The organism is Hyphomonas sp. GM-8P, from assembly GCF_003263315.1.
GTDB lineage: Bacteria > Pseudomonadota > Alphaproteobacteria > Caulobacterales > Hyphomonadaceae > Hyphomonas.
Genome location: NZ_AWFE01000002.1, coordinates 76,300 through 88,410, shown reverse-complemented (window position 1 = coordinate 88,410; position 12,111 = coordinate 76,300). Strand labels below are relative to the sequence as shown.

The following is a 12,111-nucleotide window of genomic DNA, read 5'->3' as shown; positions in this document are numbered from 1 at the left end:
GTGCATTTCAGAAATTTTTTGAGGGAATGGACCGTCAGGACACAGATCAGGGCGGCCGTCCGGTCGAGAGACCTAGTTTCCGAAGGCTTTCAGATCGAGTGCCATGGCGCCCAGGTGATCCGGAAGGGGGTGACCTGGATAAAGTGCGCGGAACCAAATTACGCTTAGAGCATCCGCAAGGTCTTCATCACTCGGACAGGTTTTGCTGAGAAATTCGACCAGGCCTTCGTCCGGATAGATCGCGATCCGGCGAACCAGTTCATCCATCATCGCGCCCAATGCAAAAGCCGCAAAAAGTGCCGCTTCATATTCGATGGCGCCTTCCGGATAATTGCGGACAACGCTGCGGGCGATCTTTTCGTGCCAGACCCGGTTGTTGGCGTGTGCGACGCGGCCGAACTCTGCATCCTCGTCGCTCAGCTGCAAGACACACCGCATCAGACCCGCATTCGCGCGCATGATGCCGAGCCAGTGCAGATTGGCCGTTCGAATGGATTGAAAAGGTGACCGCGTCTCGCCTGCGGGCACATCGACGGTCTGCATGCCTTCCAGGAATTCCTGCAGCACGCTCAGCGTGATTTCCTTCTTGTCCTTGAAATAAATATAGAATGAGCCATCCGAGGTTTCGGCCTGCTCGGTAATGTCGACAATGCGCATGGCGTGATAGCCAACAGATTCGAGTACCTGCGCTGCAGCCAGTTTCAGGCGTTCACGAGTCCTGTCGCCTTTGCGCTTGGGCGGCGATTTTTTCAGCCTTGTGTCCAGCTGTGCCGTAAAACGCTTGTCCTGGACTTCTACCGCATCCGATTTTGCCAATTCAGCCTCTCCCGCTGCCAGTGGCAGATTTTGCCGGTGACCGGTGCAAATCTGACGCCATATTCAACAAACAGGGCACCTCTACCTGAACCCGTCATTTCTTCAAGACATGGTAGTGGGTGTGTGGGATGTGGGCAAAGTCTCTCACGGTTTGAAGCTGAAGTCCGCCCCGTTCGTACTGATCGCGTCAGCGGCATCCAGCATCTGTGTCTTTTCCGATTCCAGGGCGGCTTCGAGTTGGTCATGAATTCTGTCCGCCTGCGCCGTCTTGTAGCGGGTCAGGGAGGCGCGGGGCAGGGAAAGGAGTTTGCCAAGCAGGTGGTCGAGCGCCGCGTCCATATCATTGGAGGGGATAAGCCGCGGGGCAATTCGGTCTTTTACCAGTTCGTCGGCACTGACATCCACGCCTGCCCAGCTGATTTCACGGGCGCGCGCCGGTCCACAAACCTGTTCCAGCAGCCAGGTCACACCGCCGCTTGCATAGAGGCCATGGCCGGCTTCAGGAAAACGCATCTTGCTGGTTTCGCACCAGAGCGTGAAGTCTGCATTGAGCGGCCAGGCGCCTCCGGCCCCGATCGCCCATCCCTGCGTGACACAGACCACCGGTTTGTGTCCCAACATGATCTGGCGAGTGACATTCTGGAAGCGGTCCACAATGGCGACGGCGCTGGTGGCATCTGGTATGGCTTCGCTTAGCTCGCGCAGGTCTTCACCGGCACAGAAATCCCGGCCCGCTCCGGCGAGGACGATAACGTCGACATCTTCATCAGCGATCGCCCGGTCGAGCTGCTGCTCGAGCTGCTGCAGCATGTTCCGGCTGATGGCGTTGCGAACGGAAGGGCGGTTGAGCGTTATTCGAGCAACACGTCCTGCATGCGTATACATTACATCGCTCATGATGCTGTGGCATTCGCAATGTCTTCGGCAGCCTGCTTCCGTAGAGCAACCTTGTCGACTTTTCCGATGGGAAGCAGCGGAAGTTCGCGAACCAGGAAGAAGCGCTTCGGGATCTTGTAGTTCGCGAGATTCTCGCGGCAGTGCGCTTCAAGTGCTTCCACAGTGAGATCGCCGTTCACCAGTACATAGGCGATCCCAACTTCCTGCCAGACCGGATCGCTGATGCCGATCACCGCGCCAATGTCGACCTGTGGATGGCTTTCGATCACATTCTCCACTTCGCGTGGATACACATTGTAACCGCCGGATTTGTACATTTCTTTCGAGCGGCCTACGATGGTGTAGGTGCCATCGGCGTTGCGTTGGCCGAGGTCTCCGGTTGCGAGCCAGCCTTCAGTGTTCAGGGTTTCGGCCGTCGCTTCTGGCCGGTTCCAATAGCCGAGCATGTTATAGGCAGACCGCGCCTGGATTTCCCCGGTGACACCCGTTTCCGCAATCACATTATCGCCGTCAGCAAGGCGAACCTGAGCGCCCGGCATTGGCCAGCCGACAGTTCCAGACAGGACTGTGCGATCGCGTGTAGGGGGCACGACTGTCATCGCACCACAGCTTTCCGTCATGCCATAATTGGTGGCCAGCGGCGCACCATGCTGCAGCAGGCGATCCAGCATGTCCGCCGGCATCGCGGCACCTTCCCAGACGATCAGTTTGACCGCGGAAAGATCGGTTTCAGCGAAACTCGCATCTGCGTATTGGAGCTGGAAGACGCTCGGTACGGAGGCCCAGAGCGTGATCTGTTCCTGTTCCATGAGTTGCAGGGATTTACTGGGTGAGAAGTTTTCCAGAAACACAATCGTCCCGCCAGCAACCAGGGTCGGTGAGGAAATATCGACCACACAACCAATATGGTTCACCGGAAAATAGTTCAGTGTACGCAAGGGGAAGACGGGCCAGACGCGATTCTGTTCCAGGCTGAACTCGACAATGCCCTGATGGTGTAGCAGGGCGCCTTTCGGGCGGCCTGTTGAACCGGATGTGTAGACGATCATGCAGGCATCCCGCCCGCCGCATGTGAAGCGCGCAGATGTAAGGTCGGCATCTGAAACGCCCGCGCCATCGGCCAGGAAGGTTGCGAGACCGATTCCACCTTCCGGAAGGCTACCAGACTGCTCATCAAGCACGACTGTCTGCCGGATGGAGGGCGTGCGGTTCGCAAGGGCTTCCAGTTCCGGGGTATAATCCCGTCCCTCAATCTTCGACCGTGCGAGCAGCAGCACTGGCTGGCTGTCGTCCGCCACATAGGTGAGTTCATTCAATTGGTAACGCGGGTTCAGCCCGACCCAGATCGCGCCGATGGATGCTGTCGCCAGGAAGCAAATGAAATAATCCGGGCTCGGCGTACAAAGCGTGGCGACCCGGTCGCCCTTTTTGACGCCCGCGCTGAGCAATGCTCGGGCGAGGGCCTCCACCCGGTCGTGGAACTGCCGGTACGTGACGCGCTGGCCTTCCAGTACCATTGCATCGATATCCGGGGTAAGCTCGGCATAGTGACCGACAAAGTCGCTGATCCGGGGGAAGGCGGGTGGCAGTGTGATGTCTGCGGGGGCGGGAAGGGACATGGCTGTATGCTCGGTTCGTCTCGAAAATCAGGGCTGGGTGCACAAGGCGCTTATTTGTTGATCCAGATCGCAAGCCATTCACCGATCAGGGCAGGGCGTTCCTCGCCTTCGATCTCGATGTGGCATTCGAACTTCACCATCTGACGATCTTTTTCATCGGTGTAGTTTTCCAGCGTCTTGAAATGCCCGCGCACCCGGCTGTCCACGGGAATAGGGGACACCAGCCGCATCCGGTCGAAGCCATAATTCAGGAAATAGCCAACGTCCGCATGTTCGCGATCATTCGAGTCGCCCATAGCCGAATGCAGCAGATGGGTTAGCAGCGACATGGTCAGGAATCCAAACGCGATCGTGCGGCCGAACGCGCTGTTTTCAGCGGCCCATTCCGGATCGACATGCATTGGATCGGGATCAAGTGTGATATCACCGAAGCCGGAGATCATTGGCTGATCAACCGTCACCCATTCCGAGGTGCCGACATTTTCTCCAGGGCGGAACATCGCAAAATCGACGAGACCGACTTGATTATCACTCATTGTATTGTGCCCCATTTTCTATTGACAAAAATGAGTATGGCCTCATTTTCATATTTAAGTCAACCGGACCATCGCGCAATCGCGACATTCGGGCGAGACAAAGTGAGTTGAGATGACCGGAGCGCGTAGAATGGGGCCGACACCACGCAGGATTCTTCTTTCCTACAGTATGGGATCGATCGGGACCGGTCTCTATCTCACTGTTCCAAGCATTCTGCTGCTTTATTACCTGACACAAATTCTGGGCATTTCGCCAGCGCTGGCCGGGTTGGCGGTATTCCTTCCGAGAATCTGGGACGTTGTGACGGATCCGGTAATGGGCTGGGTTTCCGATCGTACCCGGTCCCGGCTTGGCCGCCGGCGTCCATACCTGCTGATCGGCGCGATCCTGACCTCCCTGACATTCGGCTTCCTGTTCAGCGCGCCGGTGTTTCCAAGCCAGGCGATGAGCTTTGTCTATGTTCTGGTGATCTATGTGCTGAGCGCCACCGCTTACACGGTCTATGCCGTGCCGTACCTGTCCATGCCGGCTGAAATGAGTGCCGACAGCTCTGAACGGTCCCGCATCATGAGTTACCGCATGACATTCGCGATGGTTGGGGTATTGGCCGGTTCAGCGCTCGCCCCGGCGCTTCTGGAATTCTATGGCGGAGGACGCGCCGGTTTCGCAGCGATGTCCTGGACGATTGGCACTATCTGTGCAGTGACGATGTTGTTGGCGTTCTTCGGAACAGCGCGATCACCCGATGTGTCTGCTCCGGCCGAGGACGAACACAGCAGGGGCAAACTGTCCGACCTGCGAAAGGATCCTGACTTCCTGGCGCTTGCGCTGGCCTATATTGCCCAACTGGCCGGATTTGGCGTGTTTATGGGGGCAACACCTTATTATGTGACAGACGTTACCGGCCAGAGCGAAGGCGTCATTTCCGAGATGTTCCTGTCGCTCATGGGCGGAACGGTCATGTCGCTCTTTGTCTGGAATATCCTGGCCACGAAGATGGGCAAGGCGCGGGCATATATGCTTGCCGGCGTCATCGTCGCGATAGGGTTCGTGTTCTTTTGGCTGACAGCACTGGATGGGCAAAAGGCGGTAACGCTGGCCGCGACGCTCATCATTGGCATCGGCTTTGGTGGCTTGCAACTCCTGCCATTTGCCATGCTGACAGACGTCATTCATGCAGCCCGCCTGCGCGGACGGGACTCTGCCGGCGTCTATACCGGTGCCTGGACGGCCGTCGAAAAGGGTGGTCTGGCACTGGGGCCATTGATCGTCGGCGGCGTTCTGAGCCTCGGGGGTTATGTTTCCGCCTCAGAAACGCAGGGTAGTGACACCGTGGCTGCAATCCGGGCTGCCATGACACTGGTTCCTGCCGTCTTTGTGTTGATCAGCATTCCGATCATGTTCCGGTGCAATCCGGCGCACCGCGCGGATGAAATGGGAATAGAAGCGTTAAGTCCGTGACGCGGACAGCTCGATCATTTCGGTGGTCATCTGTTCCTGCCGGGCTTGCTGGTAGGCCTGTTCGACTTCCGTGCGGCGCGTGCGGAGATTGTTCTGGGCTCTCGCCATGGTTTCCACGCGCGCGCGGGCTTCGGTCTCAGCCCCTTGCATCATCACATGCGCGACGCTGGCGAACAGGGCTTCCTGGAGCAGGCCAGTCAACAGGTCTTCTGCCGGCAAGGTCATCAGCGGTGCAATTTGCGAAGTCATCCCTTCAGGCGGCTCCGGAGGAAAAAGACGCGACAGCCTGGCGGCATGGCCGCTACGGGGAGACCCGGTCAGGGCACGGATCGGGCCGGGATGGTGGGGCGAATGCTCCACCAGGACGTCCGTCGTGCGGCTGGCGAGCGCGGGTATTGCTGCAGGATGTCCCGGCAAATCGGCCGACCACAAGACCGGCGCATGCGCGGCATTCAGCATGTCAGCCGTCCGGTTCCCGATAACCACAAGGCCCATGCCGGGCTCGAGTGCGGATTGGGCCACTTCGCCAATATGTTCCGGATAGGCGCCGCAAAAGCCTTGCGCCGCACCGACGACCAGCAACAGGCCGGGCCCCTCCGGTTCCGAATGCGGCGCTGAGGCTGCGATGGAGATCGCCAGCGCGTGCCTCACCGTCCCCGCATAGGCAGCAATCGCCTGCATTGCGGTTTCAGAGGAGCTCGCATGACTGGAAGCAATTGCGCGTAACGCCCCGACGACGTCGCCAATTTCATCGAGGCTTTTCAGACGGTGCTGGATCTCTTCCGGGCGCTGGCTCATGACTGTTTCAATGCGGTGTGCACGGCCTCCAGCAAGGCCGACTTCGTCGCCTTGTCCAGCTTGTCTGTCTTCACGTCCACTTCTGAGAATTTGGAATCCGTGGCGAGGAGCGACGACAGTCGTGCCTTCAAAGTGGGGATGTCTTTCAGGTCCACATCATCCAGAATGCCTTCGATCAGAGCACTGAGCAGTGCAATCTGCGTCATCAGGTCCAGTGGGGAAAGTCGTGGCTGGGCCAGTAGGGCGGCAATACGTTCCCCTCGCTTCATCCGCGACGCCATGGCCTCGTCGCCAAACCCTCCAAAGCGCGAGAACATCTTCATTTCCAGATATTGCGCGTAATCGAGCCTCAACCGTCCGGCGACGGACTTCATCGTTCCCCATTGGGCCTTGCCGCCAACTCGGCTCACCGACAGGCCAATGTCGATGGCAGGACGCTGGTTTGCGGCAAATAGCGATTGCGACGTAACGATCTGGCCGTCCGAGATCGAAATCAGATTGGTTGGAATATAAGCCGAAAGGTTTCCGGCCTCGATTTCAGCGATGGGCAATGCGGTCAGTGAGCCGCCGCCGCGGGCATTGGACAGTTTGGCTGCGCGTTCGAGCAGACGGGCGTGCAGATAGAAGATGTCGCCTGGATAGGCTTCGCGGCCGGGCGGCTGCCGCGACAGCAGCGCGAGTTCTCGGTGTGTTGCGGCATGTTTGGTCAGGTCGTCATAGACAATCAAGACATGCTGTCCCCGGTCGCGGAACCATTCGGCGATGGATGTCGCGGAGAACGGTGCCAGCCATTGCAGGCCCGGTTCGGCAGAGGCTTCGGCGACGATGAAAATCGTTTGCTCCATTCGCCCATGCTCGCGAACCGCATCAATGACATGGCGGACCGCAGATGTCCGCTGGCCGATGGCTACATAGATCGAGATAATGTCGCTATTGGCCTGATTGATGATTGTGTCGACGGCGATGGACGTCTTTCCGGTCTGGCGTTCCCCGATGATCAGTTCGCGTTGCCCCCGGCCCAGCGCGAACAGGGCGTCGACAACGAGCAAGCCGGTTTCGACGGGTTCCGTGACGAAATCCCGATCGATAATCGCAGGTGCCGGGCGTTCCACGGGCAGTCTTTCGCTGCCTTCAGGCATCGATCCGTTGTCCAGAGGACGCCCCAGAGGGTCCAGCACTCTGCCGAACAGGTGCTCCCCGACCGGCACGGAAGCAAGTTCTCCCGAGCGGGTGACATGGGTGCCGGCAGCGACATCGTCAGAAGGGTCGAGGCAGGCGACGTTCAAGTGGTCTTCTTCAAGCGTCATGACGAAGCCGCGCGCACCGTTTGAAAAAGTCAGGATTTCATTGAGCTCAGCGCCCGGCAGGCCGTCGACAGTCGCGAGCCCATCAGCGATGGCGATGACCTTGCCGCGCTCCTCGGACTCGGCGCCAAGCTGCACCCCGGCGATCCGAGCCTTCAAAGGGTCCAGTGCGGGATCAGTCCGGCCGGTCATCGCGCATCGCTTCTGAAATCTGGTCCAGGTCGTGGGCCAGCGAGTTCCGGATCGCGCCGCTGTCCGAAACCAGTTCGAGGCCGGAAATCAGGTCAGGCGCAACGGAAACGTCCGGGTCTATGTCGAACGGCGCCAAAGCGGACGTCACGAGGGAATGATCGCTTTCGGAAAGCGGCGCGGCGCTCAGCAGTTTCAGGTGCCCGCCTTTCAGCAGGGCTGTCCGTTCCGCGGATGGCATTTTATGAAGCGACGCGACCAGACGGCTGACATAGCCTGCGAGATCTTGTGGCTGCGCCGTCAGGGCCCTTTGGGCAATCAAGGTGGCAAGGTCCCGGGCGCGTGCCAGTTCCTGCGCCTTGCTGTCGCTGGCGTTGCGCGCGTGCGCGGCTTTTCCTTCGGCGATGATCTTGTCGACTTCTGCATGGGCTTTTTCCAGCAAGGCTTTGTGCTGTGCTTCGGCATCCTTGCGTGCTTGGGCAAGGACGTCCTGGCGGGCCGCCACGGTTGCATCAGCCTCGTCGAGGGCCTTGCGGGTAGCGGCCTCTGCGTCGCGCTTTGCAGATTGTGCAGCGGTCAATGCTGCATCCGTTTCCGCCTGCCGGTGCGTGATAATGTCCGCAACCGGACGGAAAAGGAAATACCTCAGAATCGCCAGAAGCAGCAGGACATTGACGACCTGAAAACCGAATGTGACCCAGTCAAAATTCATTGCGTGAAGGGATTAGCGAAAAGCAGCAGAAGGGAGACGACGAGACAGTAGATCGCCGTGGTTTCGATCATGGCGAGCCCGACGAACAGGGTCCGCGAGATCGTCCCGGCAGATTCAGGCTGGCGGGCGATGGCTTCCAGCGCGGCGGCGACAGCGCGCCCTTCTGCCAGCGCAGGGGCGACAGCACCAAGGCACACCGCAAGCGTCGCACATATGATACTGGCGATCTCGACATATTCAATCATGTGGCAGTTCCTTCTGCTGTCTTGTGTTGTCTACGCCCGTTTCGCTGACCGCCGAACCGACGAAGACCAGCGCCAGGGTGGCAAAGATATAGGCCTGTACCGCCCCGGTCAGCATCTCCAACGCCATCAGCGGGATCGGCACCAGCAGGCCGGCGAGGGACAAGACGATGCTGATCACGAACACGCCGCTCATGACATTGCCGAACAGGCGAATCATCAGCGAGAAATGCCGTGTGACCTGTCCGATCACATTGAGCGGCAACATCAGCCAGCTGGGCCGGACAAAGCTGGAGAGCCAGCCGCCGATCCCTTGTGACCGGATGCCCCAGTATATCGAGGCGAAAAACACGATCACCGCCAGCGCGGCATCTGTCTCCAGATGAGCGGTCGGGGGTTCGACGCCGGGGACGAGCGATGTCCAGTTGGCGGCAAGGATGAAGATCAGGAGCGTCCCGATCAGCGGCCGGAAGCGGGCAGGGTCGCCTTCCACGGTCGCGCGGATCTCACTGTCGAGTGTGCTGACGATCAGTTCCAGCACGGCCTGTGCCCGGCCGGGCTTCAGCGTCAGGCGGCGGGTCATCAGGAAGGAGGCGATCGTGAGGACCGCCATGATGCCCCAGGTCACGACCACCGGCCACGTAATGGCGAGCGGGCCGAGCATGAAGGCCGTCTCGACATTGAATGGAGATGCGTTCATCGCCGGGCTCCCCTCATGACGATCATCCGGCCGACCAGCACACCAGCCGCCCCGGCCAGCAGCACCAGCGCGCCAGCCTGCGCGAACAGCCACAGGATGCCGATCAGCAGCACGATCCGGGCAAGCTGCAGGCCGATGGCGGAGAGGCGGCCTGCGACAATCATTTCCGCAATCCGTTCGAGGCTGTAGAAATGCAGCCAGCCGATCCCGATCCCGGCCAATCCGGCCAGCAGGGCGAGTATGATTGTGCCCGCGTCCGGCATCATTGTTCCTCTATCCAGCGCCACGCCAGCACAAAGCCCAGGGCTGCACCGGCCATCAGCAGCGCGGCGGCCATGGTGATGCCCGTGTGCAGCCACTTGTCGAGCCAGTGCCCAATGAACAGCCCAGTCAGGATAGGGACAACGATGATCCATCCAAGTGCGCCGATAGTCGCGAACCGTCGGGCAAGAGACGGTTCGGGATCCGCTTTGCCAGCCTTGTCCAGCGCGTCCGCGCGGCGGGCGGCTTCTTCGGTGCGGTCGCTCTCTTCACTCATTTGTCGGCATCCGGCTGCAACCCCAGCGTGTCACCCCCGGCGGCGAGTTCATGCATCAGGCGGCGCACGGCGTGCGCATAGAGTTTCACACCCTGCGCCCGGGCCCGGCGGGATTCGTCCAGCGCCTCCTTCCGCGCGGCAGAGACGCGCGCCTGGAGGGAGGCGAGATCTTCGCTGACGATGGCCTCCCGGCAGGCGATCCGCACTTCGCTTCCGCCCATCACGCTGAAGATGCCGCCCCTGAGGGCACAATAACGCCATGGCGCCTCCGCCGTGCGCCACCGCATGACGCCGGCATCGATCACGGTCAGGAAATCCGTGTGGCCCGGCCGGATGCCGAAATCCCCGCTCGCATCTTCTGCCCGCAAGGATATGACCGCATCTTCCTGCAGGATGATCTGCAGCGGTGTTGTGACGGTGAGTTTCAGCGTTTCCATCACGACGCCTTCTTCCGCCGCGCATTTTCGTTGGACCGGGCCTCGTCCAGAGACCCGATCATGTAGAGCGAGCTTTCCTCCCAGTCGTCGCATTCGCCGGACAGGATGGCGCGGCACCCGGCAATCGTGTCTTCCGTTGGAACGCTGCGGCCTTCCATTCCAGTAAAGGCGGCGGCCACGAAGAAGGGCTGTGTCAGGAAACGCTGCAGCCTGCGCGCACGGCCGACCAGCAGCTGTTCGTCGCGGCTGAGTTCCTCCACGCCAAGCAGGGCGATCACATCCCGCATCTCACTGTAATGCTCAATCAGTTTACGGACTTCCGTCGCCGTACGGACATGCTCCTCACCCACGATCAGTGGGTCGAGCAAGGTGGAAGTTGTTCGCAAAGGGTCAATCGCCGGATAGATGCCTTCCGCGGCGAGGTCGCGTGACAGCATGACCATGCTGTCCATATGGGTGCTGATCGCGGCAATGGCCGGGTCGGTGAAGTCATCCGCCGGAACATAGACGGCTTCGATTGCGGTCACGGCAGCGCGGCTGGAGGAGGTGATGCGTTCCTGCAGGTCTGCCACTTCCGTCGCCAGCGTCGGCTGGTATCCCACCCGGGACGGCATGCGCCCCAAGAGGCCGGAGACTTCGGCGCCCGCCTGAACGAAGCGGAAGACATTGTCCATCATCAGCAGGACATTGCGCTGGTCCTGGTCGCGCACATGTTCTGCAATCGTCATCGCGGTCAGCGGCACCCGCCAGCGCGCGCCCGGCGGCTCGTTCATCTGTCCATAGACGAGAATGGTGCGGTCCAGCACGCCGTAATTCGTCATGTCGTGAAGCATCTCATGTCCCTCGCGCGAGCGTTCCCCGACGCCTGCAAAGACGGACACGCCGTCATAGTCCTTCACCATTGCATGGATCAGTTCGGTGACCAGCACGGTCTTGCCGACCCCGGCGCCGCCGAACAGCGCCGCCTTGCCGCCCTGTGCGAGCGGGGCCAGAAGGTCGAGCACCTTGATGCCGGTTGAGAATAGCTTCACCTCTGCGCCTTGCCGGGAAAGCGGCGGAGCGGGCTGGTGGATGGATCGGCGCGGCGTGCCGCCCGGCAAGGGCGGGCCGCCATCCCCGATGTCGCCGACAACATTCAACAGCCGCCCCAGCACGTCGTCCCCGACCGGTACGGTGATGGGGGCGCCGGTCATCCGCGCGCTCATGAGCCGGGAGAGGCCCTGTGTTGGTTGCAGCGCGATGGCGCGGAAATGCTGGGTATCCAGGTGCGCCTGGACTTCGCAAACGACAGCAGACTTATCCGGATCAACGATCACGGCATCATTGATCGCCGGCAGCTCGCCTTCGCAGACAAAGTCTATCACCGGTCCTCGAACGGCTGTGACCCTTGCCACTTGGTCAGGCAATACACCCTCCCGCTTCCTGCTCAGGCCAGATGACACGGCAGAACATCTGACTTGGTCTGCGTCTGCGACACGAAGAATAGCAGGTCGAAGTTCTGCCGCAATGGGATAGTCAAAGCGCCGCAGGGTGAGGGGCAGATTGGGTTCGATCCACCCACAGTACGCCCGTTGTGCCTGCAGGTTACGCGCAAACAGGGGGCTTCAATTCCCGGCATAGGTGCCCAATCCAGCCTTCCCGGCATGACGGACCTCACCGATTTCTTCTCTCATGCCTGGCAAACGATCGGGCGCGCCATTGCGGAAGCGGGCCTGAAGGCCGGGCTACGCGAGGTGCCGGAGACGGTTTCGAAGACGGTGAAGCGCCGCTGCCTCGGTGAGCTGAAACGGCTCGGCACTCTGCTCCGCCGTCTGATCTTCCTGATGGCAATGCATGTGCAGCTCGCGCCGGTTAAGCCGCG

14 protein-coding genes are annotated in these 12,111 nt (G+C 60.4%); 1 reads left to right on the top strand and 13 read right to left on the bottom strand.

Annotated elements, in window-relative coordinates; genetic code table 11:
* Positions 1-72 precede the first annotated feature (72 nt).
* The 4 genes from HY26_RS01435 to HY26_RS01420 form a co-directional block, all read right to left on the bottom strand.
* Complete coding sequence (locus HY26_RS01435) at positions 73-816, bottom strand: TetR/AcrR family transcriptional regulator (RefSeq protein WP_112072774.1); 744 nt, start codon at positions 814-816, stop codon at positions 73-75.
* A 144-nt stretch (positions 817-960) separates the two neighbouring features.
* Positions 961-1,713 (bottom strand): enoyl-CoA hydratase/isomerase family protein, encoded by a 753-nt coding sequence (locus tag HY26_RS01430; RefSeq protein ID WP_112072773.1) that lies wholly within the window; start codon positions 1,711-1,713, stop codon positions 961-963.
* Positions 1,710-3,332, bottom strand: coding sequence for a class I adenylate-forming enzyme family protein (locus HY26_RS01425; RefSeq protein WP_112072772.1), 1,623 nt, complete (start codon positions 3,330-3,332; stop codon positions 1,710-1,712). Before HY26_RS01425 ends, HY26_RS01430 begins: the two co-directional genes overlap by 4 nt.
* Before the next feature lie 50 nt (positions 3,333-3,382).
* Positions 3,383-3,868, bottom strand: a complete 486-nt coding sequence (locus tag HY26_RS01420) for a MaoC/PaaZ C-terminal domain-containing protein (protein ID WP_158531386.1) — start codon at positions 3,866-3,868, stop codon at positions 3,383-3,385.
* Between the two features lie 130 nt (positions 3,869-3,998).
* Here HY26_RS01420 and HY26_RS01415 point away from each other — a divergent pair, with 130 nt between their 5' ends.
* Entirely contained in the window at positions 3,999-5,330 is a 1,332-nt protein-coding gene (locus tag HY26_RS01415; protein ID WP_158531385.1) for an MFS transporter, read from the top strand.
* Here the strand turns inward: HY26_RS01415 and HY26_RS01410 are convergent.
* From HY26_RS01410 to atpD, 9 genes are read right to left on the bottom strand one after another with little or no spacing between them, the layout of a single operon-like run.
* Complete coding sequence (locus HY26_RS01410) at positions 5,319-6,128, bottom strand: F0F1 ATP synthase subunit gamma (RefSeq protein ID WP_112072769.1); 810 nt, start codon at positions 6,126-6,128, stop codon at positions 5,319-5,321. The two genes, HY26_RS01415 and HY26_RS01410, sit on opposite strands and share 12 nt — an antisense overlap.
* Positions 6,125-7,624, bottom strand: a complete 1,500-nt coding sequence (locus HY26_RS01405) for a F0F1 ATP synthase subunit alpha (protein ID WP_112072768.1) — start codon at positions 7,622-7,624, stop codon at positions 6,125-6,127. The genes HY26_RS01410 and HY26_RS01405 overlap by 4 nt, the downstream gene beginning before the upstream one ends.
* On the bottom strand, positions 7,608-8,333 hold the full coding sequence (locus HY26_RS01400; RefSeq protein ID WP_034765731.1) for an ATP synthase F0 subunit B: 726 nt from the start codon (positions 8,331-8,333) through the stop codon (positions 7,608-7,610). Before HY26_RS01400 ends, HY26_RS01405 begins: the two co-directional genes overlap by 17 nt.
* Positions 8,330-8,578 (bottom strand): F0F1 ATP synthase subunit C, encoded by a 249-nt coding sequence (locus tag HY26_RS01395; protein ID WP_034765729.1) that lies wholly within the window; start codon positions 8,576-8,578, stop codon positions 8,330-8,332. The genes HY26_RS01400 and HY26_RS01395 overlap by 4 nt, the downstream gene beginning before the upstream one ends.
* Positions 8,571-9,275, bottom strand: coding sequence for a F0F1 ATP synthase subunit A (locus HY26_RS01390; RefSeq protein WP_065382856.1), 705 nt, complete (start codon positions 9,273-9,275; stop codon positions 8,571-8,573). Before HY26_RS01390 ends, HY26_RS01395 begins: the two co-directional genes overlap by 8 nt.
* Entirely contained in the window at positions 9,272-9,541 is a 270-nt protein-coding gene (locus HY26_RS01385; protein ID WP_146740152.1) for a hypothetical protein, read from the bottom strand. Before HY26_RS01385 ends, HY26_RS01390 begins: the two co-directional genes overlap by 4 nt.
* Complete coding sequence (locus tag HY26_RS01380) at positions 9,538-9,813, bottom strand: AtpZ/AtpI family protein (RefSeq protein ID WP_034763054.1); 276 nt, start codon at positions 9,811-9,813, stop codon at positions 9,538-9,540. The genes HY26_RS01385 and HY26_RS01380 overlap by 4 nt, the downstream gene beginning before the upstream one ends.
* Entirely contained in the window at positions 9,810-10,250 is a 441-nt protein-coding gene (locus HY26_RS01375; protein WP_112072766.1) for a F0F1 ATP synthase subunit epsilon, read from the bottom strand. The genes HY26_RS01380 and HY26_RS01375 overlap by 4 nt, the downstream gene beginning before the upstream one ends.
* Positions 10,250-11,656, bottom strand: coding sequence for a F0F1 ATP synthase subunit beta (gene atpD, locus HY26_RS01370; protein ID WP_034763048.1), 1,407 nt, complete (start codon positions 11,654-11,656; stop codon positions 10,250-10,252). The genes HY26_RS01375 and atpD overlap by 1 nt, the downstream gene beginning before the upstream one ends.
* Positions 11,657-12,111 lie beyond the last annotated feature (455 nt).